This is a genomic window from Streptomyces afghaniensis, assembly GCF_044327915.1.
GTDB classification, from domain to species: Bacteria; Actinomycetota; Actinomycetes; order Streptomycetales; family Streptomycetaceae; genus Streptomyces; species Streptomyces afghaniensis.
This window is the reverse complement of the sequence record NZ_JBIRGJ010000004.1, coordinates 404,812-429,653: the sequence shown is the minus strand read 5'-3', so window position 1 is coordinate 429,653 and position 24,842 is coordinate 404,812. Positions and strand designations below refer to the sequence as shown.

The window sequence follows — 24,842 nt, the reverse complement described above, 5'->3', positions numbered from 1 at the left end:
CCGCGCCGCCCGCGGCCCGAGACGGTCAGACCGGCGTGCCGGTCAGCGGTTGCTCGGTCCACACGGTCTTGCCCTCGCGGGTGTAACGGGTACCCCAGCGTTCGGTCATCTGGGCCACCAGGAACAGGCCGCGCCCGCCCTCGTCGGTCGTACGGGCGTGGCGCAGATGGGGTGAGGTGTGGCTGGTGTCGCTGACCTCGCACACCAGACACTGCTCACGGATCAGTCGCAGGGTCGCGGGGCCGCCGGCGTAGCGATAGACGTTGGTGACCAGTTCGCTGGCGATCAACTCGGTGGTGAACGCCAGGTGCTCCAGACCCCACTCGGTCAGCTTGGCCGAGATCAAAGCCCTGGCCCGGCCGGCGCTGGCAGGCTCCGGTGGCAGACGCCAGGAGGCGACACTGTCCGGCGGCAGCATGCGGGTACGGGCGATCAGCAGTACGACGTCATCGCTGGGGCGCGAGGGCACGAGCGCCTCGACCACCGCTTGGCAGGTGCGCTCCAGCGCGCCAGCGGGGCGGGCGAGCGCCGCGCACAGCTTGGTCAGGCCGATGTCGGCATCGATGTGGCGCTCGCCGATGATCCCATTGCTGTACAGGCTCAGCAGGCTTCCCTCGGCCAGTTCGATGTCCCGGGCCTCGAACGGCAGACCGCCCAGGCCGAGCGGTGGGCCGGCGGGCAGGTCGAGCAGAGCCACCTGTCCGTCCGGAGCGGTCACCACTGGCGGCGGATGACCGGCGCGGGCCACGGAGCAGCGTCCGGAGACCGGGTCGTACACGGCGTACAGGCACGTGGCGCCGATGACCTGCTCACCCACGGGCCGCTCGCCGACCGCTTCCTGTTCGGCCGACAGCAGGTTGACCAGGTCGTCGAGGCGGGAGAGGACCTCGTCCGGTTCCAGGTCGAGGCTGGCGAGCGTATGGACGGCGGTGCGCAGCCGGCCCATGGTGGCGGCAGCGTGGATGCCGCGTCCCACCACGTCACCGACGACGAGGGCGACCCGGGCCCCGGACAGGGGGATGACGTCGAACCAGTCGCCGCCCAGGCCCGGGCCCGCGCTGGCCGGAAGGTACCGCAGGGCCACCTCGACGGCCGGCTGGTCCGGAACCGCCCGGGGCAGCAGGCTGCTCTGCAGCGTGAACGCGGTCTGCTGCTGCTGCGTGAAGCGCCGGGCGTTGTCGACGGCGACGGCGGCGCGCGAGGCGAGTTCCTGGGCGAGGGTGAGATCGTCCGTCTCGAAGGCATCGGGCCGGCGTGAGCGCCAGAGGGTCATCACACCGAGCACCAGGCCACGCGCGGCAAGAGGTACCACGATCAGGGAGTGGGCGCCCAGGTCCGGAGCCTGGGCCCCCTGACGGCCTGCCGCCGAGACCCAGCCGGGCGGGAGAACCGGCTCCAGGACGGGCCGGCCCTCGGCGAGGCATCCGGCCTGCGGTGTGTCGGGCCCGAACTCCACGGGCTCGCCCTCGGGGTGGGGCGGGCCGGGTTGCTGGGCACCGATGCTGCAGGTCCCCAGTCGGACCACGGGCCCTGCCACGGCGCGCGTCGGTTCCTCACCTCGCGTCACCGCCTGAAGCAGGTCCACCGACGCATGGTCGGCGAGGTGAGGCACCATCACTTCGGCCAGTTCCCGGGCGGTCTCGGCCACGTCGAGCGTGGTTCCGATGCGGCTGCCCACCTGATCCAGGAGCGCGAGCCGACGCTGTGCCCGATGGCGGTCGGTGATGTCCTCGATCATCTCGGCCACGCCCAGGACGCGGCCCGAGGGATCCTCCATCCGGAAGGACGAGACCAACGCGACCCGCTCTCGTGCCGGATCCTGCTCCAGGCGGACGAACTGCTCGGAGTAGACCAGGGGTCTGCCGGTCTGCATCACCTGGCGCACACGGTCCACAGCCTTGCGCGCGTCGTCGGAGAGGAGGAACCGGCCGGTGGACAGCCCCCGGAAGTCCGCTGCCGGGACGCCGCTGAACCGTTCGATGGCCCGGTTGACCCGGAGAATCCTCTGATCGGGACCGTGCACGACCAAGCCGATCGGGCACTGACGGTACAGTCCGTCGAGAACCGCGCGGTCCCTTTGCCATTCGAGGACGTCATCCGCGGGTGCCCCCGCAAGAAGCCACTCACGGCCCCGGTCGCCGCGTGACAGCTCATGGGCCCTGAGCCCCAGCTCCACGAGCTGCCCGTCGCGGTGGCGCAGTGTGAGTACGCCGAACCAGCCCCCGGTCCTCCTGCACTTCGCCGCGGCCTCGGCGACAGCCGGCAGATCACGAGGATCGACCAGGACCTCGAACGCCGGACGACCGATCACGGCTGTGTCCGGATGGCCGAGCAGCTCCTGGGCCCGCCGGTTCCATCCGACCACTACGCCCCGGTCGTCGAGGACTACCAGGGCGGCGAGGTGCAGGGCGAACGGATCGTCGTGGCTTTCACTGAGCTCCGTCATCGGCTTCTCCACCGCTGGACACCACCGCGTACGCCGATGTTCAGCCTATTGAAACCCGGCGGGGGCCGTGGCCTTGTCCGGCGCGCGGCGTGGCGGGCGAGAGGGGTGACGACGGGCGGGGCCGGTCCCCAGGGGTCGGTGCCTCGACCTCCGGGGACCGGCCCCGCAGGCTCACTTCGCCGGCGGGCCGAACTCCTTGCGGGTGTCCACCGGCTTGCCGAACAGCTGCCACCGCTCGCCCTTGAACCGCATCAGCTGCATCGTCTCGATCGGGAAGGCGTCATCGGGCCCGGTGGAGAGGGTGACACCGGGGAGCAGCATGTCCACCTTGACGTCCTTGAGGTTGCGCACCGCGTCCCGCAGCCCCTCCCTGGTCGGGCACTTCATCGTGTCCAGGGCCTTGTGCAGGCTGGAGGCGGCGGCCCAGCCGTAGGCGTTGAACTGGTTGGCCGGGTCGGATCCGGGCGCGTGCTTGCGCAGCGCTTCCCGGTACGTCTTCATCTCCGCGTCGTCCGCCCACTGCGGGTCGGCCGGGTCCTTGAAGTAGGTCGCCGAGACCACGCCCTGGACGTTCTTGAACCCGACGGGCTTCAGCACGGTGGCGGACGAGGACACGTTGTTCACGATGTGCAGCGGGTTCCACTTGGTGTTCTTGGCATCGGCGGCGAGGGCCTGGCTGCCGAACTTCGGCGTGGTGATGTCGAGCAGCACGTCCGCCTTGGACCGGGCGAGGCTCGTCATCTGCGCCGAGACGGAGGGGTCGGTGACCTCGTAGCTCTCCTCGGCGACCACCTTGACGCCGCTGCCGGCGACCGCCTTTTTGAAGCCGCCCAGCAGGTCCTTGCCGAAGTCGTCGTTCTGGAAGAGGACGGCGACCTCGGCCTTCGGCTTCTCCTCCTTGAGGTACTTGGCGTACACCCGTGCCTCGGCGACGTAGTTGGGCTGCCAGCCGGTGGTCCACGGGTGCTTGTCGTCCGTACCCCAGACAGAGGCGCCGGTGGCTACGAAAGGCTGCGGCACCTTCCGCTTGTGGAGGTAGTCCCACACGGCGGCCGTGGACGGGGTGCCCAGGGTCTGGAAGACGGCGAAGACCTTCTCCTGCTCGACCAGTCTGCGGGCCTCCTCGACCGCCTTGGGCGGCTGGTAGCCGTCGTCGCGGACGATGAACTCGACCGTGCGGCCGTCGATGCCGCCCTTGTCGTTGACGTGCTTGAAGTAGGCGTTCACACCCTTGCTGATCGTGCCGTACGCGGAGGCCGGTCCCGACAGCGGGTAGATGCCGCCCAGCTTGATGCTCTTGTCGGTGATGCCGGTGGTCTGCTGGCCCTGGCACGCGCCGTCGGCGGCGGCCTCCTTGTCGTCCTGCCCGCGCTGGCTGGTGCAGGCGGTGGCGAGGAGCAGGGCGGCGGAGGCGGCCGCGGCCGCCCGCACAGTGGTGTTCTTGCGCATGTGATTCATTCCTTTTCCGTGCGGGGCGGTGCGCCCACGGGTTCGGCGTCGGCAGGGGCGGGATCCGCCGGGGTGGGGGGCGCGGAGGGTTCGGGGTCGGGCGCCTGGTCGGCGTCGCGGGCGGTGCGGGAGGGGCGACGGGCTGCGGCGCTCCGGACTCGTGCCGCCAGACCGGCCAGTCCCGTCGGCGCCACGAACATCACCGCGATGATCAGCAGGCCGAACACCACGCCGGGCGCCGCCTCGCTGATGTCCTGGGCCACGCTCGGCACGTACATCACGAAGGCCGCCCCCAGCAGCGGTCCGTACAGCGAGGCGAGCCCTCCGACCACCAGGCCGGCCAGCAGCGTGATGGACAGGACGAAGCTGAACGAGTCGGGTGAGACGAAGCCGATCACCCAGGTGTAGACGCACCCGGAGACACCCGCGAACAGCGCGCTCCACGCGAAGGCGAGCGTCTTGTGCAGCGACAGCCGTACGCCCATGACCTCCGCGGCGCTCTCGTTGTCCCGCACGGCGAGCAGCGCCCGGCCGATGCGGGACCGCAGCAGGTTGCGGGCGAGCAGCAGGGCCACCGCGGTGACGGCGAGGACGACGAAGTACGTCCACTGGTCCTCGGCCAGCCCGCTCCACGCGGGTGGCTGCAGCTTGTCGACAGTCAGGCCCATGGAACCGCCCGTCACCGGTTCGAGCCGCTTGAGCAACGGCGGCAGGAACACCGCGAACGCGAGCGTGACCAGGGCCAGGTACAGCCCGCGCAGCCGCAGGGCGGGCACCCCGAAGCCGAGGCCCAGCAGGAAACATCCGGCGGCCGCGACCGGCAGCGTGGCCAGGTGGCCGGTGTCGTACCGGTCGAGCATGACCGCCGCCGTGTAGGCGCCGGCCGCGAAGAACGCGCCGTGCCCGAGTGAGATCTGCCCGCCGAATCCGACGAGCAGGTTCAGTCCGGCCAGCGCCACGGCGTACAGCAGCACCATGGTCAGCTGGAAGACCTGGAAGGGGGCGAAGTAGAACGGTGCGCCGACGGCGACGGCCGCCAAGAGCAGCGCGGTGAGCGCGGCCCGCAGACGCCGGGCGCGGTCGGTGCCGAGGGTTGCGACGATCGTGCTCATGCGCGCTCCACCGCCGCCCGTCCGAACAGGCCCTGGGGCCGTACCAGCAGCACCGCCAGGATGATCACCAGAGGGACGCCCACCTTCAGATCGGCACCGACCACGTCCACGTACGCCCCGGCCAGCGTCTCGGCGACGCCCACGCACAGGCCGCCGACGACCGCGCCGACCGGACTGTCGAAGCCTCCGAGGGTGGCCGCGGCGAACGCGTAGATCAGCACCCCGCCCATCATGTTGGGCTCCAGGAACAGCAGCGGGGCGACGAGCACGCCCGACACCGCGCCGACTGTCGCGGCCAGCCCCCAGCCGAGCATCAGCACGCGGCCCACCCTGATGCCCGACAGCCGGGCGGACGCGGGGTTGCAGGCGACCGCCCGCATCACCAGACCGGCGGAGGTGTGCTGGAACAGCAGATACAGCAGCCCCATCACGGCGGCGACGACCGCGATGATCCCGAGTGTCGACCAGTCCACGCGTGCCCCGGCCAGGTCGATCCCGCCGTCGGGGAACGGCTGCGGGAAGTCCTTCACGGTGAATGACCAGATCAGACCGGCCATCGCGTTGACGAAGATGAACAGGCCCACCGTGACGATGACCATCGTCAGTTCGGGCGCGTTCCGCACGGGACGGATGACGATCCGCTCGACCAGCATGCCGCCGGCGAAGGACACCGCCAGGGTGACCGGCAGCGCGAGCCAGAAGGACATCCCGGACGCCACGAGCTGCCAGGCCACGTACGTGGAGATCATGGCGAGCTCGCCCTGCGCGAAGTTGACGATCCCGGTGAACGGGTGGATCAGCACCAGGGCCAGCGCCAGGCTGGCGTAGACCGCGCCGGAGCCGACCCCTTCCACCACTTGCTGGAGCAGTTCGGTCACGGCGCTCCCCCGTCCTTTCCGGAGCGGACGGAGACACCGAGGTACACCTCGGCGACCTGCCCGTCCTCGCGGATCTCCCGGGACGGCCCGGACAGCACCAGGCGGCCGGCCTCCAGTACGTGGGCCCGGTGCGCGACATCGAGTGCGAGCTGGGCGTTCTGTTCGACGACGACCACGGTGGTGCGTTCCTCCTCGTTGACGGCACGGACGATCTCGAACAGCTCCCGCGTGACCAGCGGCGCGAGCCCCAGCGACGGCTCGTCCAGGAGCAGCAGGGCGGGTCGCAGCATCAGCGCCCTGCCGATGGCGAGCATCTGCTGTTCGCCGCCGCTGAGGCTGCCGGCGGCCTGGCGGGACCGCTGGCGCAGCTTGGGGAAGTAGTCGTAGATCCGTTCCAGGTCGGCCGTCACGGCCGACCGTTCGGCGCTGCCCCGTCGCCAGCGCCCGGTGCGCACGTGGGCGCCGATGCGCAGGTTCTCCTCGACGGTCAGGTCGTTGAAGGTGCCCCGGCCCTCGGGTACGTGCGCCACGCCGAGACGGGCGGTCTGCTCGGGCGAGCGGCCCAGCAGCTCCGTGCCGTTCAACGTCACCGAGCCGCGTCCGCGGACCATGCCGCACAGGGCCCGCAGTGTCGTTGTCTTGCCCGCGCCGTTGGGCCCGAGGATCGCGCACACCTCGCCGCGTGCGACGGAGAAGTCGAGCCCCTGGAGCACGCGGGCCTGGCCGTATCCGGCGTGCAGGCCGGCGACCTTCAGGAAGTCCGGCTCCGCGTTCGCCTGCCCGGCTTCGGTGCTGTCGCTGGTGGCTTCAGTCATGCCGCCACCCCCAGGTACGCCTCGATGACCGCCGGGTCGCGCTGGATCTCCTCCGGCGAGCCCTCGGCGATCTTGCGCCCGAAGTCGAGGCAGATCACCTTGTCGCACAGGCCCATCACGAAGCCCATGTGGTGTTCGACCACCACGAGCGTGAGGTCGAACTCCTGACGCACCGACCGGACCAGATCCGCGAATTGGCCGACCTCGCCGTGGCTGAGCCCGTTGACGGGTTCGTCGAGGAGCAGCAACCGGGGGCGTACCGCGAGCGCCCGGGCGAGTTCGACGCGTTTGAGCGTGCCGAACGGCAGCCCGGAGGCGGGGTGGTCGGCGACCTCCGCCAGGCCGAGGCGCCGTAGCAAGTCGTCCGCCTCGTCACGTAGTTCCCTCTCCTCCCGCCGGACGCGGGGCAGCCGGAGCGCCGCGGCGAGGTGTCCCGTGCGCCCCCGGCTGTGGGCGCCGACCATGACGTTCTCCCGGACCGTGAGCAGCGGGAACAGACCCAGGTTCTGGAAGGTGCGGGCGATGCCGCGCCCGGCCACGGAGTGCGGCGGGAGGGCGAGCAGGTCCTCGTCCTCGAACCGCACCGTCCCCGCATCGGGGGTGCAGCGCCTGGTGAGGCAGTTGAACAAGGTGGTCTTGCCGGCCCCGTTCGGTCCGATGAGCCCCACGGCGGTGCCCGGCTCGACGGTGAACGCGACACCGTCCAGTGCCGTGATCCCGCCGAAGCGCACGCTGATACCGTCGACCGCGAGCATGAGTGACGCCCCTTCCGAGGTGCTGGGGGGTGGGCGAGCGTCACAGTAGGTGGGGGCCTTCCGAGCGCACATTGGGCGCGAGCACCCAACTTCGCGGCCACCGACTTGTGCGCCGCGCCCAGCTCCCCCGGTACATCGCCCGCCGAGCCTGTTGACGGGACACGAGAAGGGCAGCGACGATCGGCGCCATGTCTCGCGGACCCGCCCCGAGCGCCCCCGCACTCTCCGACCCGCTCAGCCGGGAGCGGCACCGGATCCTGCACTCCGTCCAGGACCGGCTCGAGGACGTGGCGGATTCCGCCGTCGCGGTGATGCGCACGGAGATCCCGTCGTACGCGCTGCAGGACGAGCGGTTCTTCGACGACGTACGGGACCAGGTCCTCACGCACTACCGGATGCAGCTGGCGGCGCTGGCCGGCGGCCGGGACATCGCCCCCGAGGACCTGGTCTTCAGCCGCGCGGCGGCCATGCGCAGAGCACGCGCGGGGTTCGCCCTGGAGGACTGGATCAGTGCCTTCCGGGTCGGCCGGCAGGTGTTGTGGGACGTGCTGCTGGACTGCGCGGGCACGTCCGCCGAGGCACAGCAGGCCGCGCTGTCCCTCGTCACACCGCTGATGCGGTACGTCGACTTCGCCAGCACGCATGCCGCGCAGGCCTATGTCGAGTACCAGCAGCACGTGGTCGCCGACGCGGACCGGGAGCGCCGGGATCTCCTGGACCAGCTCCTGGCCGGCGCGGCACCGACGCGCGGTCCGCTGCTCGCCGCGGCGCAGGCGTACGGCATCGGGCCGCATTCGCCGATGATGGCGGTCGTGGCGGTGTGCGTAGGCGACACGCGCACCGGCGACCTCACCTCGGCCGAGCACGGTTACGCGACCAGCGCGTCCATCGGCGTCGCCGGGCCCTGGGCCGGCCGGACCCTGGTCGTCGTGCGCCACGGCGAGGTGGTGGCCGTGCCCGTGGTCCGCACCGGCATGGACGCGGAGGACATCTGTGCCCACTTCGAGGCGGTGCAGCGGCGGCTCGCGCGCGAGGGAACCATGCTCTCCATGGGCATCAGCACAGTCGCCGAGGGCGCCGGCGAGCTGCCGCGCGCCTACGAGGAGGCGCGGGCCGCCCTCGACCTCGTGCCGGGCGGGGGCGGGGTGGCGGCACTGCCGCGTCTGTCCCCCTTCGACTACCTGGCGCTGCGCGCCGACGACCTCGCCCGCCAGCTGGTCGATCCCCGGGTGCGTGCGCTGCTGGAGGAGGACCGCAGACGTGGCGACACGCTGGCGGCCACCGTACGGGCCTTCGCGGAGGCCGACCTCAACCTGCGGCTGGCCGCCGACCGGCTGCGGATACACCACAACACGGCGCACTACCGGTTGCGCCGGATCGAGGAACGCACCGGTCGCAATCCGCGCCGGATCGCCGACCTCCTGGAACTGCTGGTCGCCCTCGCCATCCGCGACGGGGCCGGGGAAGGCGGGGATCACCAGTGAGCGGCATCGTGGAGTCCGCGGGGACCGAGGAGGCACCCACCGGCCAGAACGGAACCGTCCGGAGTGCGCTTCTGGACGCCGCGCTGGAGGTGTTCACCGAGCGCGGTTACGCCGACGCCGGTCTCACCGAGATCGCGGCGCGCTCCGGCATCCCGGTGGGCAGCCTCTTCCAGCACTACGGCGGGAAGCGAGGGCTTTACCTCGCTCTCTGGGAGGAGTTCCGGGAGGCACAGGAGCGCCGGACCGCGGCCACGCTGGCCGCCGAGCGCGGCCGTGGCGTGGACGACCCCATCGCCCTTTTCGTGGCGGGAGCCAGGGCGTACCTGGAGGGCGCCTGGGACAACCGGCGGTTCGGCAGACTCCTCGTGGAGGATGACGGCCCCACGGGTTTCGACGCGCTGCGCCGCCAGTGGGACCGCGCGTGGGTACGGCGCAACGCCCGGCTCCTGGAGGTGGACGAGAGGCGACGTGCCGGCCGGGTCCGGGTGAGAGTGCTCACCACCGTGATCGGCGGGGCGGCACGCGAGCTGGGCGACTGCGAGGACGAGACGGAGGCCCAGGAGATCGTGGACGAGGTGTGCGGCATTCTGATCCACCTGTCCGTACCGCCCGGCTGAAACGCCCGGCCTCGATCAGGTTGTCTCCTGCGTGTCCTCGGGGTGCAGGCGTCCCAGTAGCTCGTGGAGACTGCGGCGCCCCTCCTCGTCCAGACGCGCGAAGGCTTCCGAGGTGCCCCGCATGTCGGCGCGGATGAGGCGGACCGCCTCCCGTCCCTCTTCGGTGGCGACCACGTTCTTGATCCGCCGGTCGGCCGCGTCGGCGTGCCTGGCGACCAGTCCACGCGCCTCCAGCCGGTCGACGAGTCCGGTGATGTTGGAGGCGTCGCAGGCCAGCCTCCCCGCGAGGGCGCGCATGGGCAGCGGTTGCCGCCGGAGCAGGATGAGCAACTTGGCCTGCGTCATGGTGAGCCCGTGCAGTGCGGCCGCCGCTGTCAGGTCCCGGTAGTAACCGGCGGCAGCCCGTGCCAGGCGCTCCATGAGTGCGTCGTGGTCAGGGTCGCTGTCCTGCGCAGCGGAGCGTGCGGCGGGCAGGGCGGAGGTGTGGGCCATGCCTCAAGTGTAGGACAAGCTCAAAGTTTGACGTCCTCAACCTTCGAGGTCTACCGTCACTGTCATTGCTTGGCTGCATCAAGCATCTAACCGCCAGCCAGTCCGCCGTCGGGTCCCTCGTTGGCCGGCCTCAAGCAGGGGCAGTCGGCGCCCCGTACGGAACACCCGCCCGCGACGGAGCCGGCCACTGCCACCGCCGCTGCCTGACCGACCGCCGCCCGCCCCACCACCGGCACCCCGCCGGACACACCCCCCAACCACGCGACCCGCGCGCAGTTCGAAGGAGACAGTCATGACCGCAGTTCTGTTCGTCGTCACCGGCGCCGACCACTGGACGCTCGCCGACGGCACCCGCCACGCCACCGGCTACTGGGCCGAGGAACTCGCCACACCGCACCGGCTGCTGCGCGAGGCCGGGTTCGACGTCACCATCGCCACCCCCGGCGGCGTCGCTCCCACCGTCGACGCCGTGAGCCTCGCCGCCGAGTCCACCGGCGGCAAGGAGCAGTCCGATGCCATCGCCGCGTACCTGGCCGCGATCCGCGCCGACCTGGAGAACCCGGTCAAGCTCGAAGAGGTCGACCTCGACGCGTACGCGGCTGTCCTCTACCCCGGTGGCCACGGCCCCATGGAGGACCTCGCCGTGGATGCCGGCTCCGGCCGCCTGCTCACCGAGGCGCTGGACTCCGGCAAGCCGCTCGCGGTGCTGTGCCACGCCCCGGCGGCCCTGCTCGCCGCCCGGCGCGAGGACGGCAGCTGGCCGTTCGCCGGTTACCGCATGACCGGCTTCACCAACGCCGAGGAGACCGCAGCCGGCTTCGCCGACAAGGCCAAGTGGCTGCTCGAGGACCGCCTGGTGGAACTGGGGGCCGACTTCCAAGTCGCGGACCCGTTCAGCGAGCACGTCGTGGCGGACCGCAATCTGCACACCGGTCAGAACCCCGCCTCCTCGGCGCGGCTCGCCCGGAACCTCATCGACGCCCTGAACCGCGGCTGATCCCCCGTCGCCCCCCCCTTCCGCCCTACCGCACCTGTGAGGGAACCATGAACCATCACGCGCCCGAGCAGCCCGCCGAGCTCGTCGCCCGGCTGCGCGCCACCTTCCGCGCCGGCAGGACCAAGCCCGTGGCCTGGCGCACCGAGCAGCTGTCCCGGCTGCGTACCCTGCTCACCGAGCAGGGGGAGACCTTCGCCGCGGCGCTCCACGCCGACTTGGGAAAGAGCTCCACCGAGGCGTACCGCACGGAGATCGACTTCGTCATACGCGAGATCGACCACACCCTGGAGCATCTCGACGGGTGGCTGCGCCCCGAACCGGCCCCCGTGCCGGCGTTCATCGGCGAGGCGAGTGCCTGGACGCAGTACGACCCCCTGGGAGTCGTACTGGTCATCGCCCCCTGGAACTACCCGGCGCAGCTGCTGCTGGCCCCGGTGGCCGGTGCCCTGGCCGCGGGCAACGCGGTGGTCGCCAAGCCCAGCGAACTGGCCCCGGCCACCTCCGCCGCCCTCGCCCGTCTCGTGCCGCAGTACCTCGACACCGACGCGGTCGCCGTGGTCGAAGGCGGGGTCCCGGAGACCACTGCCCTGCTCGAGCAGCGCTTCGACCACATCCTCTACACCGGCAACGGCACGGTCGGCCGCATCGTGATGTCCGCGGCCGCCCGGCACCTCACGCCCGTCACCCTCGAACTGGGCGGAAAATCCCCGGTGTTCGTGGACCGGGACACCGACCTGGACACCGTCGCCGCCCGCCTCGCGGCCGGCAAGTTCCTCAACGCCGGGCAGACCTGCGTCGCGCCCGACTACGTCCTCACCGACCCCGAGACCGGGCGTGCCCTGGAAGCCGCCCTGGCCAAGGCCGTCGAGGGGCTGTACGGGTCCGACCCCGCCGCCTCGCCGGAGTACGGCCGTATCGTCAACGAACGCCACTTCGACCGGCTGACCGCTCTCCTGGACTCCGGCCGTCAGGTCACCGGTGGCGCACACGACCGCGCGACGAAGTACATCGCGCCGACCATCCTGGCCGAGGTGTCACCGGACGCGCCCGTGATGCAGGAGGAGATCTTCGGCCCGATCCTCCCCATCGTCGAGGTGGCCGGTCTCGACGAGGCCATCGACTTCATCAACGACCGCGAAAAGCCGCTGGCCCTGTACGCGTTCACCGACTCCGACACCACCCGGGAGCGGCTCGCCGCCGAAACCTCCTCCGGCGGCCTGGGGTTCGGCCTGCCGCTGGCCCATCTCACCGTCTCCGACCTGCCGTTCGGGGGCGTCGGGGAGAGCGGCATGGGCAGCTACCACGGCCGCTACTCCATCGAGACCTTCAGCCACCGCAAGGCCGTCCTCGCCAAGCCCCTGTGACGAACGGGTGGTCAACGCCGGTCAGGGACGGCTGGCACGGGCGGCGACAGGGACGCTTCCCCGTCGCCGTCCCAGCAGCCGCGCGGTGCCCAGCAGGTGACCGGAACCGGTCCGGACCGATCTCGTCCAAGGCCAGGACCTCTGGCAGACCGGCCATGCCTCGGCTCCTCTCAGCTCACCGCCGTCGCCGCCTCGCGGTACTGCCGCAGTTCCTGCCTGGCGATGGCCCGCTTGTGCACCTCGTCGGGTCCGTCCGCCAGCCGCAGTGTCCGCAGATGCGCGTACATCATCGCCAAGGGGAAGTCGTCGGTCACTCCCGCTCCCCCGTGCACCTGGATCGCGCGGTCGACGATCTTCAACGCGATCTCGGGGGCGGCCACCTTGATGGCCGCGATCTCGGTGCGCGCTTCCTTGTTCCCGACCGTGTCCATGAGGTACGCGGCCTTGAGCGTGAGCAGGCGGATCATCTCGATGTCGATACGCGCTTCCGCGATCCAGTCCTGGATGTTGGACCGTTCCGCGACCGGGCTGCCGAAGGTCACCCGTGACTGTGCGCGCCGGCACATCAGTTCCAGTGCCCGCTCGGCCGCGCCGATGGCCCGCATGCAGTGGTGGATACGACCGGGCCCGAGCCGGGCCTGGCTGATCGCGAAACCCTCGCCCTCACCCTTGAGCACGTCCTTGGCCGGCACCCGCACGTTCTCGAAGACGATCTCCGCATGACCCTCGCGATCGGCGTACCCGAACACCGGGAGGTTGCGGACCACGGTGACTCCGTGGGCGTCGATCGGGACGACCATCATCGACTGCTGGCGATGCGGTGCCGCCGTGGGGTCGGTCTTGCCCATCACGATGAGCACCTTGCAGTTCTTGTGCATCGCGTTCGAGGCGAACCACTTGCGGCCGTTGAGCACGTACGCGTCCCCGTCGCGCTCCATCCGCAGCTCGATGTTGGTCGCGTCGGAGCTGGCGACACGCGGCTCGGTCATCGCGAACGCCGAGGCCATGGTTCCGTCGAGGAGGGGCTTGAGGTACTTCTCCTTGTGCTCGTCGGTGCCGAACAGCGTGAGCACCTCCATGTTGCCGGTGTCGGGCGCGTTGCAGTTGCACGCCTCGGAGGCGATGTGGCTGCGGCCCATGATCTCCGCCAGCGGCGCGTACTCGAGGTTCGTCAGACCGGGGCCCCACTCCGGGTGCGGGTGGAAGAGGTTCCACAGTCCACGCCTGCGCGCCTCCGCCTTGAGTTCCTCAAGGATCGGCGGGTGGAAGTGCGGGTCACCCGACGCGCGCATCTGCTCGTGGTACACCGCCTCGGCGGGGTAGATGTGCTCATCCATGAACTCGAGCAGATCCGCCTGGTACTTCTTGGCGCGGTCCGACATCTCAAACAGGGACATCCGAACTCCTGAAGGGTAGGGAGGGAAAGTCGGGAGCGACAGCGGCATCCACAACGAGCTCGCCCGGCGGCACGCCGGTCACGTCTGCGCCAGCAGGGAGCTCTGGTAGCGGCGCATCCCGCGCAGCCACCGGTCGTAGTCGGAGCCCTTCTGCCGGTACATCTCAAGAACGTCTTCGTGCGGCAGGATGAGGAAGCGCTCGTCCTCGACGGCGGCCAGGACGGCGTCGGCGACTTCGGCCGGCTCCAGGACGTCACCGGCGGAGGTGACGGCCCGCGTCGCTGCTCTTCCCAGCGCGTCCCCGGAGTCCTCCCCGGAGAGCAGCAGCCTGGTGTTCACGCCCATCGGGCACAGACAGCTGACACGGACCCCGCGATCGCCATAGGTGACACTCAGCCATTCGGCGAAGGCGACGGCCGCGTGCTTGGTGACGGCGTACGTGGCGGAGCCGATCTGGGTGAGCAGTCCGGCGGCCGAAGCCGTGCTGACGAAGTAGCCCTCACCGCGCTCGAGCCACCCCGGTACCAGCAGCTTCGCGGCACGGATGTGGGCTCGCAGGTTGACGTCGATCGAGCGGTCCCAGTCCTGCTCGCTCGCTTCGAGGCCGGGCGCCCCGGCGATGCCCGCGTTCGCGAAGTAGAGATCGACCGGGCCGAAGGTGCTTTCCGCCAGGTCGACCAACTGCTGGATCTGCTCCGCGTCCGACACGTCCGCGCCGGCGCTGACGGTGCTTCCCGGACGGTCGGCGTTGACTGCCTCCGACACCGCCCGCGCGCTGTCCGCGTCGAGGTCTGCGATGACGACCCGGGCTCCCCCGCGAGCGAGCCGTGCGGCCAGCGCGCCGCCTATGCCTGCGCCACCACCGGTGACGATGGCGACTCTTCGTGCAACGTCCACAGCGGACCCTCTCCGTTACGGGGCGTGCGATGCGTCCGACCTGTATAATTGAATCCGACGTCAAGTTCAATACCTGACCACATGGACCTACATGGACCACATGGAAAAAGCCGCCCACCCCCAGGGGGATGAGCGGCTACGAGGCAGGCGGATCAGCGGTGGCCGGGAAAGCGGAGGGCGTTCGCCCAGAGCCGGGTCACCGTGGACACGAGCTCCTCGAAATCCACCGGCGGACCTTCCTCCTGCCGTTCGCCGAGCACGAAGGCGTTGTAAGCCATGACGCTGACCATGCCCGACAGCGCACGGGAGGCCATCATCGGATCGACCTCACGGTCCGCGACCCCCCGCGCCTGCAGGTCGGCGATGCCACGGGCATTGCGGCGGATGAACGCGTCGGCGCGCCGGCGCCGGAACTCACGGAACTCCGGCTCCACTTGGGCGACCTGTTCGAGCAGGCCCATCAGCTTCGCGTTCCGCTTGTACGCCTCGAGGTACGCGCGATTGCTCGCCTCGAGTACCGCATGGGGATCGTCGGTGCCCTCCACCCGGGCCATGCCGGGGTGCATCATGTCCTCCTGCGCCTCCAGGAGGACGGCGGCAAGCACCTCTTCCTTGTTGGCGAAGTAGGTGTAGAAGGATCCCGCCGCGCATTGAGCTTCTTTGGTGATGTCGGTCAGGCGCGTGTCGAGGTAGCCGTCCCGTTCGAACACCTTCCGAGCGGCCTTCACCAGAGCGGCCCGGGTCCGCGCTCCGCGCTTCGTCGTGGGGGGCTCACGAAGGTGCGTCAGGGGCGCCATGGGCGGCGCCTGCTCGCCGTCGATCTCCTCGGGCGCAGTACTCTCCATCCCGGGAACTGTACTTGAATCCGACACCACAATCACGAACGCGGAGGGCGGAGGCTCAGTCGCGGCGGGCGCCGGGCGGCCTCGGCGAGCGCCGTGTCGCGGGGCGAGAGCCGTACGGTCGATGGACCGCATGAGGATCTTCCCGGTCGGGCCCTTGGGCAGCGCGTCGACGAACCGGACGAGGCGCCGCGCAGTGCGATGTGGTCGGGGATGGCGGCCGTGTGGCGGCACACGGGATCGAGAGCGCTGGTCATGGGCGGCGCCTTCCAGTGATTCCGAAGCGTTCGGCGAGCTGGCGGCGGGTGTCGGCGGCGCTGGTGTGCAGTACTCCCCCGATTCCGATCCGTGCCGCTCCGTCGAGATTCTGGCGCAGATCGTCGATCATGACCGCCTGCTCGGGGTCGATGCCGAGGCGTTCACAGGCGATCGCGTAGATCCGCCGGGAGGGCTTGCGGATCCCGACCTCGGCGGAGATGACGATCACGTCGGCGAGGGACGCGAGTTCGACGCCGTCATAGGTTCCGGTACCGAACGAGTTGGACACGAGCGCGACGGGACGGCCGGCGGCTCGGAGATCAGCGAGCAGCGCGAGCATGTCCTGGTCGATGGACATGCCCGCCTGCATACGGGCCGTGAGCCCCTCGGCCGCCACGTCGGCACCGTGCGCACGGAGCCGTTCGGCGAAACCCTGCTCGAATGCTTCGGCGTCGATGCGGCCGCACTCGTGGTCGGCCAGGAGGGTGCGAGATGCCTCATCCCGGGCGAGGAGGTCCAGTGGCAGGCGCGGATCGACGCCGAGGGAGGCGCCGAAGTCGGTGAAGGCCCGCAGCACACTGGAGGTGATGACACCGCCGAAGTCCACGAGGACGGCGGTTCGCGCCCTGTCCGTCACGCGCGGCACCTCAGGCAACCTCGAACAGGCCGGCTGCGCCCATGCCGCCCCCGACGCACATCGAGATCACCACATACCGAACACCGCGGCGCTTGCCCTCGATGAGGGCGTGCCCCACCAGCCGGGCACCGGTCATTCCGTAGGGATGACCGACCGAGATGGCGCCGCCGTTGACGTTGAACCGCTCCGGGTCGATGTGCAGTTCGTCCCGGCAGTACAGCGCCTGGGAGGCGAAGGCCTCGTTGAGTTCCCACAGGCCGATGTCGTCGACGGTGAGGTCGTGCTGCTTGAGCAGTTTCGGAATGGCGAACACCGGGCCGATGCCCATCTCGTCCGGCCCGCAACCGGCAACGGTCATACCCCGGTAGACGCCCAGTGGCTGAAGTCCGCGGCGTTCGGCCTCCTTCGACTCCATCAGCACGGACGCCGAAGCCCCGTCCGACAACTGCGAGGAGTTGCCCGCCGTGACGCTGGAACGCGCGCTCACCTCACCGTCGGACAGCACCGGCGCCAGTCCGGCCAGCCCCTCGAGCGTCGTCGACGCGCGGTTGCCCTCGTCGCGAGTCAGGTTCACGGCCTCTTCCCGCACCTGCCCGGACTGCTTGTCCAGAACCTTCTTCACGCTGTCGAGCGCGACGATCTCCTGGTTGAAGCGGCCGGCCTCCTGCGCCGCCGCGGTGCGCTGCTGTGACACCAGCGCGAACTCGTCCTGGCGTTCCCGGCTCACCCCGTAGCGTTCGGCGACGATCTCCGCCGTGTGCAGCATCGGCAGGTAGATGCTCGGCTGGTGCTCGACCAGCCAGGGATCCGCCATGCGGTGGGTGTTCATGTGGTCGTTCTGCACCAGGGAGATCGACTCGACACCGCCTCCGACGGCGACCTGCATGCCGTCCGTGACGATCTGCTTGGCGGCCGTCGCGATGGCCATCAGGCCCGACGAGCACTGCCGGTCGATCGTCATCCCCGACACGACGTCCGGAAGTCCGGCGCGCAGAGCAGCCTGACGCGCGACATTGAAACCCGAGGACCCTTGCTGCACGGCGCAGCCGAAGATCACGTCCTCGACCTCGCCCCCCTCGAGCCCGGCCCGCTGCACCGCGTGCGAAAGGGCATGGGCGGCGAGTTCCTGCGCCTGGGTGTCGTTGAACGCGCCGCGATAGGCCTTTCCGATCGGCGTGCGTGCCGTCGAAACGATGACTGCTTCCCTCATGTCGCCTCACTGCTTCCCGTTGGCCCGGTTCGTCCGGGTGGAGCCGGTGACCGGCCTTCCGCCGGTTATAATTGAATCCGGCGTCAGGTTCAACCATGCCCAGCTCTTGACAGTCCGCCCTCTCGCCTGGAGGGTACCGACCAGTCGGTACGAAGAGGTGGGTCGTGACTCAGCTGAGCATCCGCACGGGTGCGGGCGTGTTCGACGCGATCGCGGCGGGTCCGCCCGAGGGCCGCCCAGCGCTGCTGCGGGTCAACGGGCCGTACCGGTTCGAGACTCTCCAGGGCGTCGGCCACTGGATCCCCGAGGAGGCGTCCGAAACACTGAGCCGCCTGCTGCTCGAACACCTGCAAGCCCACGGCACGTAGTGAATTCCCCTGCGAATGTCCCGCTCGTCCACTCTCCGAAGAGGTGACCCGATGCAGACCGCCCGCGCGGCCTGGCGCCGTCTCGAGCCCGTCCACGGCATGATCTACTTCGTTCCCGAGGCAAGGCGACGGTACGCGGACCTCGGCCTGAGCGGTCGCGCCGGGTACTTCGCTTCCAGGAGCGCCGCATTCGGCCGGGCTTCCGCCGAGCTGGTCATCTCGACCTTCTACAACTTCAACCCCGATGTCGTACGGCAGGCCGTCGACGGGGCCTGGGACGCGGCGACGCCGCAGCAGGTGCTGGACGTGCGGTACGCCGCGGCGGGCGAAGCCCTGCGACGGGCGGGAATCCACGAGTTGCCGGGCGTGGACGAGGTGCTGGCGCTGACCCGCCGGGCTGCCGAGGCGGCCTGCGAGCACGCGCAGGGCCGCCCGCTGTTCGCGGCGCACGCCGCACTGCCGTGGCCGGAGGAGCCGGTGCTGCAGTTGTGGCATGCCCAGACACTGCTCCGGGAGTTCCGGGGCGACGGCCATGTCGCATGCCTGCTGAGCGAGGGTGTCGGAGGCCTGGAGGCGCTGATTCTGCACGCTGCGACCGGTGAGGTCCCCGTCGACTTCCTCAAGGCGAGCCGTGCATGGCCCGAGGAGGAGTGGGCCGGCACCCAGGAGCGCCTGCGCGAGCGAGGTCTCCTGGACGGCGACTCCCTCAGCCCGGAAGGCGTACTCCTGCGCCGGCACATCGAGGACCGCACCGACCGTCTGGCCCTTCCCGCCTACGCCGCCCTCGGTGACGCCGGCTGTGAGCGTCTCGCCGAACTCGCGAGCCCCTTCGGCCGTGCCGTCGTCGAAGCCGGCCTCCTCAAGCTGGGCTGACCGGGCCCTCAGCTCACTGTCTCGCAGGATGAGCACGAGAATCAGCCGCGGAGCGCTCCCGTGCCGCCTTCCGTTTGCTGGTGGCCCGGTCCGGCCGCGTATGCCAGCGGAGGTGCGATTGCTTGCGCATCCGCCCCCTCGCCGACCCACAGGGAGATGAACAGCGCGGCGGTCGCTTCCAGGAGTCCCGCGCGTTCGAGACCGCCGCCGGCCACGGGTTCGCAGCCCACGTCCCGCACCAACTCGCGTACCCGCGCGAGGGCCGCCTCATCGTCCCCGCAGACCGGAACAGCCAGTGGCCGCCCATCGAAGACGGGCGGCCGCATGCGCCACACGTCCTCGTGGCAGAGGTTGAAAGCCTTGACCACGTGGGCGCCCGGTGCCGCCGCGGCAAGGTGCTGCGCGGCTGAGGGGCCTCCTTCCGTCAGCAGCCGGAAGCCCGGCCCGACCGGGTTGGAGCAGTCGAGCAGCACCTTGCCCTCCAGGACCGCGTGCAGCTCCCGCGCCACGTCCGCTCCTGCCCCGAAGGGCAGCGCTGCCAGAACCACCTGACCGTACTCGGCCGCCGCGCGCAGACCGGCAGGCTTCGCGCTGCCTCCGATGCGCGTCGCGAGCCGCTCCGCCTTGAGTGCGTCCCGTCCCCCGATCATCACCTCGTGCCCGCTTCGCACCCAGTGGGTGGCGAGCGCGTCGGCCATGTTGCCCGTGCCCAGTACACCGATTCTCATCATGCCGTCCCTCTCCGCACCTGCTTCGACCGTTCACACCGACGCTAGAGAGCCGTTCAGGCACCATTCGGTACGTGACGACCGACGCATTCCTCGCCGACTGCCGCGCCCGCCTCGCCTTCGACCTGCTCTCCAACACCTGGAACGCCGTGGTGATCTGGGCACTGCGCGACGGCCCCAGGCGGCCGGTCGAATTACGGCAGCGGATCGGGGGCATCAGCTCCAAGGTCCTCACCGAGACACTGCGCCGACTGCAGTTCAACGGACTCGTCGAACGGCAGGCGGACCCCGGCGCACCATCACGGGTCGAGTACCGGCTCACGGCTCTGGGCCGGACCTTGCTGGCGCCCATCGACGCCGTCGGAGCGTGGGCCTTCGAGCACGGCGATGACGTGATGGCCGCCCAGGAAGCAGCCTGCAGACCGTCCTCGCTCTCCACCACGTCGAAACCGCTCAGCCATCCGACCGACCCCGGTGATGAGTTTTCACGCCCGCACCCGTCACACCTACGACGGGGCACGACGAGGCGGAAGGATGACGTGATGAGTGCGGACACACGGCTGGAGGAGCTGGGCGTGAGCGGTCTGGGCGAGGTCGACGAGTCGGCGTTCTCGGGGCTGGCGGAGCGGCACCGGCGGGAGCTGCACGTGCACTGCTACCGGATGCTGGGGTCGTTCGATGACGCCGAGGACACCGTGCAGGAAACGTTCCTCCGTGCCTGGCGGCGGCGGGAGACCTTCGAGGGGCGGTCGACGTTCCGGGCCTGGCTGTACCGGATCGCCACCAACGCCTGCCTGGACCTGCTCGCCAAACGCCGCCCGGAGCCCGCGACCGGCGGCGAGGTGCTGTGGCTGCAGCCCTACCCTGACCGGCTGCTCGACGAGCTGCCCGCGGGCGACGCCGACGAGCCGGAGACCGTCGCCGTCGCGCGGGAGACGATCGAGCTGGCGTACCTGGTCGCAGTCCAGCACCTCGCGCCGCGCCCGCGGGCCGCGCTGATCCTGCGGGACGTGGTCGGCTGGCCGGCGAAGGACGTCGCCGAGCTCCTCGGGGACTCCGTCAACTCCGTGAACAGCGCCCTGCAGCGTGCCCGCGCCGGCATGCGGGAGCACCTGCCCACCGAGCGGCAGGACTGGACCGGCAGCGAAGAGGACGCCGGGACGCGCGAGCTGGTGCGCCGCTACACCGACGCCAGCGTGGCCACGGACATCCCGGCGCTCGCCGCGATGCTGCGGGACGACGTCCGGTGCTCGATGCCGCCCACGCCGGGCCTGTACGTCGGCCGCGACGCGGTGGTGAACGACTGGGTCGAGAGCGGCTTCGAGGGCATGAAGGGCCTGCGCGCCGTCCTCACCTCCGTGAACCGGCAGCCCGCCGTCGCCTTCTACCTCTGGCGGGAGCAGGAGGGCGCGTACCTGCCGCTGACGATCGACGTCCTGCGCGTCACCGGCGGGGCGATCAGCGAGATCGTCACGTTCCACGACGACCAGTTCCCACGGCTCGGGGTGCCGGAGCGCCTGCCGGCGGACGGCACGGAGTAGTCCCGGTGTGGACGCTCGCGCTGCGCGGTGGCGCGCCTGTCGCGGTGGTCGCCAGGGTCGTCGCGGGGCGGGGCGGCCATCGCCACGGCGCCTGGCCCCGCGCTCGTGCGGACGCCGATGCCGGCGGCACGATCAGATCGCGTCAGGTCAGAGGCGTCGGCGCGGCTCCGCCCGGATGTCGACTCCACCGGCCGTGCCTACGGTCCGCTCCCCTTCGGGCGGCGGGCGGCGGGCGGCCGTCGGCCTGCTGCCGTGGCAGCGAGCCGGTGCCGCCGTCAGGGCTTGGCCGGCTTCACCTTCCTGTCGACGCCGTTGCTCCGCACGGTGACCTTCCTGCGGTTGCGCGCCCGGTCGGCCACGATCTTGTAGGACGTCACCTTCCCGTCCCGCCACTCACAGCTGACCTCGTAGCCGCCACGGGCGCGGAGCCCGGTGAAGGAGCCCTCGGCCTTCCAGTCGTCCGGCAGGGCGGGCAGCAGGTGGATGACGCCGTCGTGGCTCTGCAGGAGCATCTCCGCCACGGCGCCCGAGATGCCGAAGTTGCCGTCCATCTGGAAGGGCGGGTGGTTGCAGAACATGTTGGGCAGCGTGTTGTAGGTCAGCAGTCCGCGCAGCATGATCCGGGCGCGCTGCCCGTCACCGAGGCGGGCGAAGAGGGCCGCCCGCCAGGGCCAGGTCCACGAGCGGCGGCTGTCGCCCGACACCGTCGCGGCGGTGAACGGGACGCCTTCCTTCTCGCCGCACCGTGCCTTGAGCGAGACGAGGGCGGCGGCTGCGAAATCGGGGGTCCTGGGGGTGATCTGGCGGCCCGGGTAGACCGCGAAGAGGTGTGAGGTGTGGCGGTGGATGTCCGTCGGGCTGTCGATGTCCTCCTGCCACTCCTGCAGTTGGCCCCACCGGCCGATCTTGTTCGGTGCCAGGCGTGCCTGCATGTCCGCGACCTTGGCGCGGTAACCGGGATCCGCTTCGAGCGCGGCCTCGCAGTCGAGGTAGTTCTGGAACAGGTCCCAGATGATCTGCTGGTCGTACATGACGCCGTCCTCGCGCGGCCCGTGTTCGGGGGACCAGCCGTTCGGCGCGACGAGGAGTCCGTCCTCGCGCTCCTTGAGGTGGTCCTCCCAGAACTCGCAGATCTCCTTGATCATCGGGTAGGCGACGGTGCGGAGGTAGACCAGGTCCTGGGTGAACGCCCAGTGCTCGTACAGGTGTTGTGCGTACCAGGCGCTGGCGACGGTGTTCCACTCCCACGCGTTGCCGCCGAAGATGCTCTGGCTGGTGCGGGCGGTCCAGCCCCGCGTGTCCTTGCCGAAGGCGTTCCGGGTCGCCACGCGGCTGGGCACGGCCACCTGCTCGATGAACCTGACGAGTGCCTCATGGCACTCCGGCAGGTTCGTCGTCTCGGCTCCCCAGTAGTTCATCTGGACATTGATGTTGGTGTGGTAGTCGGATGCCCACGCCGGTTGGTTGCTGTCGTTCCACAGGCCCTGGAGGTTGGCGGGCAGGCCGTTCGGGCGCGAGGAACTGATCAGCAGGTAGCGGCCGTAGTGGAACATCGACTGTTCGAGTGCCGGGTCCTGTCGGCCCGCCGCGTAGCGCGCCAGCCGGGCGTTGGCCGGCAGGGCGAGGACGGAGTCGTCGGAGGTGCCCCAGGCGACCGACACACGGTTCATGAGGGCGCGCGTCTCGGCGGTGTGCGTGTCGCGCAGTTCGTCGTAGGACCGGGTGGCCGCCTTGTCGAGTGTCCTGGCGACGACCGGTTCCGGATCGGCGCCTCGCCATCCGGCGGCGGCGTCGAGCTTGTAGTCGGTGCGGGCGTCCAGGAGCAGGGTCAGGGTCGTGCAGTTGCTGAACCGGAGCACCGATCCGTCGGCGCGGAAGTCGCCGTCGGTGTGCACGGCCTGGACGGTGCACGCGTGCTTGAGGCCGTTGTCCATGACACCGCTGAAGGCGATCCGGCGGGCGTCGGCGTGGACCGTCGTCGGGGCCTTGTCCTGCGCGGACGTCAGCGAGATCGTTCCGGAGAGTCCCCGGGCGTTGTCGGACGTGTACCGGAAGACCATGACGTCCGCGGACCGGCTGGCGAAAGCCTCCCTCAGGACCCGGCTTCCCGGCGCGCCGAAGCGGGTGACGTGAACCCCCTTCATGAAGTCGAGTGTGCGCTGGTAGTCGACGACCACGCGCTGCGTGCGTGTGTCGAAGTCTCTGCCTTCCAGGGCGACTTCGGCGATCTGGAAACCGGTGGACGACTCGCCGGGGCTGAACGTGAGCCGGTAGGCGCGGTAGGCGGTGCTGTTGGTGACCCGGAAGGTCCGGGTCTCGCCGCGGCCGGCGAAGGGGGCCCCGGGGTTCTGGGTGTCGAGGGTGACCCAGGCACTTCCGTCCTGCGACGCCTCCAGTACCCATCGCCGGGGGTCCTTCTGCGGGTGGTCAGGGGCGGCCGTCAGCGTGTACGAGGTGACGACCACCGCGCGGGGCAGGTCGGCCTGCCAGACGACCGCCGGTGCGAGGGCGTCGACCCGCCAGACCGAAGCCGGATCGCGGTCCACCGAAGCGGAGATGTCCGTGGCCCGGGATCCGGCCCCGGCACCGGCCCCCTCGGAGTGCCCGCTCGGCGACGACAGGTACATCGAGCCGGCCGCGCCGAGGTCGACCCCGGACAGACCGATCTCGCTCACCTGGAAGTGGCTGACCCCTGCCTTGGGGACGAAGTCGAACCGGTAGAACCGGTAGGCCGCGGTGTCGGTGCAGGTGAACTCCTTGGTCTGGAAACGGCTTTCGAAGGGCGTCGCCAGAGTGCGGCTGTCCAGCGTGGTCCAGGTGACTCCGTCGGCGGAGCCGGAGAACGTCCACTGCTGCGGGTCGCGCTGCGGCACGTCGTTGGCGCTGGTCAGGCGGTAGGACGCGACTGCGACGGGGGCGGGGAGCTCGACCTGCCACTGCACCTTCGAGCCGGGTCCCACGATGCACCACTTGGTACCCGTGTTGCCGTCGTACGTCTTGTCGACTCCCTCGGACGCGGAGGTGCGGTACGGCCCCCCGGGGTCCGTGACCTTCGCACGGGGAGCGAAGGTGACGACGACGTCACCGAAGTTCCGGTACGAGCCGAAACCGGTCATGCCGGTGTCGAAAGCACTGTCCGGTTTACCCGCGAGGGCGTTGTCGTAGTTGTTGACGCCGCCCCAGAGACTCTGCTCGTTGAACTGGATGCGTTCCTCGTAGGGATCGGCGAAGAGCATGGCGCCGAGGCGGCCGTTGCCGATCGGCAGGGCCTGCGACTGCCAGTCCACGGCGGGGACCGAATACTTCAGCGCCTTGCGCGACACAGTCGGCCACCGGACGGCCGCCGACGCGTCGGTCCCTGCGGCAACGGCCTGTCCGAGGGGAGTTGTGCCGGTCAGCTGAGTGACCACAGGTGCGAAGGCGAGCGCACCGCCGAACTTGAGGACGCTTCGACGCTGAGGTTCGGATTCATGGCTCACAGACAGATCTCCCGACCCATTCATCGGTTCTTTGGCAGAGGGAGTACCAGGGACATCGACGTACTTGGGGGCGCGGTCATACTTCCCGCAAGATAGATCGGATGTCTAGAGGCGTGCGTTCAGGGCTTCCATCGGAGCGCCTGATGAGCACCATGCCGATCCTCGCCGGTAACGGTCTCAACCACTCGACGTCCAGGACCGAC

The 24,842-nt window shown here is 70.3% G+C and carries 21 protein-coding genes; 7 read left to right on the top strand and 14 right to left on the bottom strand.

The genetic code is table 11. The annotated features are described in order from the left end of the window. Positions 1 to 25: 25 nt before the first annotated feature. The 6 genes from ACH4G3_RS16545 to ACH4G3_RS16520 all read right to left on the bottom strand — a co-directional run bounded on the left by ACH4G3_RS16545 (position 26) and on the right by ACH4G3_RS16520 (position 7,455). Entirely contained in the window at positions 26 to 2,446 is a 2,421-nt protein-coding gene (locus ACH4G3_RS16545) for a SpoIIE family protein phosphatase (RefSeq protein WP_397625122.1), read from the bottom strand. A gap of 171 nt (positions 2,447 to 2,617) precedes the next feature. Beyond that, positions 2,618 to 3,895, bottom strand: a complete 1,278-nt coding sequence (locus tag ACH4G3_RS16540) for an ABC transporter substrate-binding protein (protein WP_397625121.1) — start codon at positions 3,893 to 3,895, stop codon at positions 2,618 to 2,620. A 5-nt stretch (positions 3,896 to 3,900) separates the two neighbouring features. Then, on the bottom strand, positions 3,901 to 5,007 hold the full coding sequence (locus ACH4G3_RS16535; protein ID WP_397625120.1) for a branched-chain amino acid ABC transporter permease: 1,107 nt from the start codon (positions 5,005 to 5,007) through the stop codon (positions 3,901 to 3,903). After that, on the bottom strand, positions 5,004 to 5,885 hold the full coding sequence (locus ACH4G3_RS16530) for a branched-chain amino acid ABC transporter permease (RefSeq protein WP_397625119.1): 882 nt from the start codon (positions 5,883 to 5,885) through the stop codon (positions 5,004 to 5,006). The genes ACH4G3_RS16535 and ACH4G3_RS16530 overlap by 4 nt, the downstream gene beginning before the upstream one ends. Then, the gene (locus ACH4G3_RS16525) at positions 5,882 to 6,700 is read right to left on the bottom strand and encodes an ABC transporter ATP-binding protein (protein WP_397625118.1); all 819 of its coding nucleotides are present in this window, start codon (positions 6,698 to 6,700) and stop codon (positions 5,882 to 5,884) included. The genes ACH4G3_RS16530 and ACH4G3_RS16525 overlap by 4 nt, the downstream gene beginning before the upstream one ends. Further along, on the bottom strand, positions 6,697 to 7,455 hold the full coding sequence (locus ACH4G3_RS16520) for an ABC transporter ATP-binding protein (RefSeq protein WP_397625117.1): 759 nt from the start codon (positions 7,453 to 7,455) through the stop codon (positions 6,697 to 6,699). Before ACH4G3_RS16520 ends, ACH4G3_RS16525 begins: the two co-directional genes overlap by 4 nt. A 188-nt stretch (positions 7,456 to 7,643) precedes the next feature. On the opposite strand from ACH4G3_RS16520, the gene ACH4G3_RS16515 reads away from it, so the two are divergent. Both ACH4G3_RS16515 and ACH4G3_RS16510 read left to right on the top strand, forming a co-directional pair. Continuing rightward, entirely contained in the window at positions 7,644 to 8,939 is a 1,296-nt protein-coding gene (locus ACH4G3_RS16515; protein WP_397625116.1) for a PucR family transcriptional regulator, read from the top strand. Continuing rightward, the gene (locus ACH4G3_RS16510; protein WP_397625115.1) at positions 8,936 to 9,556 is read left to right on the top strand and encodes a TetR/AcrR family transcriptional regulator; all 621 of its coding nucleotides are present in this window, start codon (positions 8,936 to 8,938) and stop codon (positions 9,554 to 9,556) included. The genes ACH4G3_RS16515 and ACH4G3_RS16510 overlap by 4 nt, the downstream gene beginning before the upstream one ends. 15 nt (positions 9,557 to 9,571) lie before the next feature. On the opposite strand, the gene ACH4G3_RS16505 is transcribed toward ACH4G3_RS16510, so the two are convergent. Next, positions 9,572 to 10,048, bottom strand: coding sequence for a MarR family winged helix-turn-helix transcriptional regulator (locus ACH4G3_RS16505; protein WP_397625114.1), 477 nt, complete (start codon positions 10,046 to 10,048; stop codon positions 9,572 to 9,574). 292 nt (positions 10,049 to 10,340) lie between these two features. Here ACH4G3_RS16505 and ACH4G3_RS16500 point away from each other — a divergent pair, with 292 nt between their 5' ends. Together ACH4G3_RS16500 and ACH4G3_RS16495 are read left to right on the top strand one after the other, a co-directional pair. Then, positions 10,341 to 11,045: a type 1 glutamine amidotransferase domain-containing protein gene (locus ACH4G3_RS16500; protein WP_397625113.1), complete on the top strand. Its 705-nt coding sequence runs from the start codon at positions 10,341 to 10,343 to the stop codon at positions 11,043 to 11,045. Positions 11,046 to 11,092: 47 nt separating this feature from the next. Then, positions 11,093 to 12,409, top strand: a complete 1,317-nt coding sequence (locus ACH4G3_RS16495; protein ID WP_397625112.1) for an aldehyde dehydrogenase family protein — start codon at positions 11,093 to 11,095, stop codon at positions 12,407 to 12,409. A gap of 170 nt (positions 12,410 to 12,579) precedes the next feature. Here ACH4G3_RS16495 and ACH4G3_RS16490 read toward each other — a convergent pair whose 3' ends face one another. The 5 genes from ACH4G3_RS16490 to ACH4G3_RS16470 all read right to left on the bottom strand — a co-directional run bounded on the left by ACH4G3_RS16490 (position 12,580) and on the right by ACH4G3_RS16470 (position 17,650). Further along, the gene (locus ACH4G3_RS16490) at positions 12,580 to 13,806 is read right to left on the bottom strand and encodes an acyl-CoA dehydrogenase family protein (RefSeq protein WP_397625111.1); all 1,227 of its coding nucleotides are present in this window, start codon (positions 13,804 to 13,806) and stop codon (positions 12,580 to 12,582) included. Between the two features lie 78 nt (positions 13,807 to 13,884). After that, positions 13,885 to 14,703 (bottom strand): SDR family oxidoreductase, encoded by an 819-nt coding sequence (locus tag ACH4G3_RS16485; RefSeq protein WP_397625110.1) that lies wholly within the window; start codon positions 14,701 to 14,703, stop codon positions 13,885 to 13,887. Between the two features lie 152 nt (positions 14,704 to 14,855). Beyond that, positions 14,856 to 15,500, bottom strand: a complete 645-nt coding sequence (locus ACH4G3_RS16480; RefSeq protein ID WP_397625109.1) for a TetR/AcrR family transcriptional regulator — start codon at positions 15,498 to 15,500, stop codon at positions 14,856 to 14,858. A 298-nt stretch (positions 15,501 to 15,798) separates the two neighbouring features. Further along, positions 15,799 to 16,440 (bottom strand): HAD-IA family hydrolase, encoded by a 642-nt coding sequence (locus ACH4G3_RS16475; protein WP_397625108.1) that lies wholly within the window; start codon positions 16,438 to 16,440, stop codon positions 15,799 to 15,801. A 10-nt stretch (positions 16,441 to 16,450) separates the two neighbouring features. Then, a complete protein-coding gene (locus ACH4G3_RS16470) occupies positions 16,451 to 17,650 on the bottom strand; it encodes an acetyl-CoA C-acyltransferase (RefSeq protein WP_397625107.1) in 1,200 nt (399 codons plus the stop codon). A 164-nt stretch (positions 17,651 to 17,814) separates the two neighbouring features. Between ACH4G3_RS16470 and ACH4G3_RS16465 the strand changes: the two genes are divergently transcribed. Beyond that, on the top strand, positions 17,815 to 18,018 hold the full coding sequence (locus ACH4G3_RS16465; protein ID WP_397625106.1) for a hypothetical protein: 204 nt from the start codon (positions 17,815 to 17,817) through the stop codon (positions 18,016 to 18,018). 51 nt (positions 18,019 to 18,069) lie between these two features. Beyond that, positions 18,070 to 18,891, top strand: coding sequence for an SCO6745 family protein (locus ACH4G3_RS16460; protein ID WP_397625105.1), 822 nt, complete (start codon positions 18,070 to 18,072; stop codon positions 18,889 to 18,891). 41 nt (positions 18,892 to 18,932) lie between these two features. On the opposite strand, the gene ACH4G3_RS16455 is transcribed toward ACH4G3_RS16460, so the two are convergent. Then, positions 18,933 to 19,619: an NADPH-dependent F420 reductase gene (locus ACH4G3_RS16455; RefSeq protein ID WP_397625504.1), complete on the bottom strand. Its 687-nt coding sequence runs from the start codon at positions 19,617 to 19,619 to the stop codon at positions 18,933 to 18,935. Positions 19,620 to 19,693: 74 nt separating this feature from the next. Between ACH4G3_RS16455 and ACH4G3_RS16450 the strand changes: the two genes are divergently transcribed. Then, the gene (locus ACH4G3_RS16450) at positions 19,694 to 21,160 is read left to right on the top strand and encodes an RNA polymerase subunit sigma-70 (RefSeq protein WP_397625104.1); all 1,467 of its coding nucleotides are present in this window, start codon (positions 19,694 to 19,696) and stop codon (positions 21,158 to 21,160) included. A gap of 275 nt (positions 21,161 to 21,435) precedes the next feature. On the opposite strand, the gene ACH4G3_RS16445 is transcribed toward ACH4G3_RS16450, so the two are convergent. Further along, positions 21,436 to 24,663, bottom strand: coding sequence for a glycosyl hydrolase family 95 catalytic domain-containing protein (locus tag ACH4G3_RS16445; RefSeq protein WP_397625103.1), 3,228 nt, complete (start codon positions 24,661 to 24,663; stop codon positions 21,436 to 21,438). Between the last annotated feature and the right edge of the window lie 179 nt (positions 24,664 to 24,842).

Excerpts from the sequence above, each read along its gene's own strand:
- ACH4G3_RS16495 (WP_397625112.1), top strand. The coding sequence starts at position 11,093 with ATGAACCATCACGCGCCCGAGCAGCCCGCCGAGCTCGTCGCCCGGCTG.
- ACH4G3_RS16515 (WP_397625116.1), top strand. The coding sequence starts at position 7,644 with ATGTCTCGCGGACCCGCCCCGAGCGCCCCCGCACTCTCCGACCCGCTC.
- ACH4G3_RS16470 (WP_397625107.1), bottom strand. The coding sequence starts at position 17,650 with ATGAGGGAAGCAGTCATCGTTTCGACGGCACGCACGCCGATCGGAAAG.
- ACH4G3_RS16525 (WP_397625118.1), bottom strand. The coding sequence starts at position 6,700 with ATGACTGAAGCCACCAGCGACAGCACCGAAGCCGGGCAGGCGAACGCG.
- ACH4G3_RS16535 (WP_397625120.1), bottom strand. The coding sequence starts at position 5,007 with ATGAGCACGATCGTCGCAACCCTCGGCACCGACCGCGCCCGGCGTCTG.
- ACH4G3_RS16505 (WP_397625114.1), bottom strand. The coding sequence starts at position 10,048 with ATGGCCCACACCTCCGCCCTGCCCGCCGCACGCTCCGCTGCGCAGGAC.
- ACH4G3_RS16520 (WP_397625117.1), bottom strand. The coding sequence starts at position 7,455 with ATGCTCGCGGTCGACGGTATCAGCGTGCGCTTCGGCGGGATCACGGCA.
- ACH4G3_RS16455 (WP_397625504.1), bottom strand. The coding sequence starts at position 19,619 with ATGAGAATCGGTGTACTGGGCACGGGCAACATGGCCGACGCGCTCGCC.
- ACH4G3_RS16500 (WP_397625113.1), top strand. The coding sequence starts at position 10,341 with ATGACCGCAGTTCTGTTCGTCGTCACCGGCGCCGACCACTGGACGCTC.
- ACH4G3_RS16490 (WP_397625111.1), bottom strand. The coding sequence starts at position 13,806 with ATGTCCCTGTTTGAGATGTCGGACCGCGCCAAGAAGTACCAGGCGGAT.
- ACH4G3_RS16445 (WP_397625103.1), bottom strand. The coding sequence starts at position 24,663 with ATGAATGGGTCGGGAGATCTGTCTGTGAGCCATGAATCCGAACCTCAG.
- ACH4G3_RS16460 (WP_397625105.1), top strand. The coding sequence starts at position 18,070 with ATGCAGACCGCCCGCGCGGCCTGGCGCCGTCTCGAGCCCGTCCACGGC.
- ACH4G3_RS16480 (WP_397625109.1), bottom strand. The coding sequence starts at position 15,500 with ATGGCGCCCCTGACGCACCTTCGTGAGCCCCCCACGACGAAGCGCGGA.
- ACH4G3_RS16540 (WP_397625121.1), bottom strand. The coding sequence starts at position 3,895 with ATGCGCAAGAACACCACTGTGCGGGCGGCCGCGGCCGCCTCCGCCGCC.
- ACH4G3_RS16545 (WP_397625122.1), bottom strand. The coding sequence starts at position 2,446 with ATGACGGAGCTCAGTGAAAGCCACGACGATCCGTTCGCCCTGCACCTC.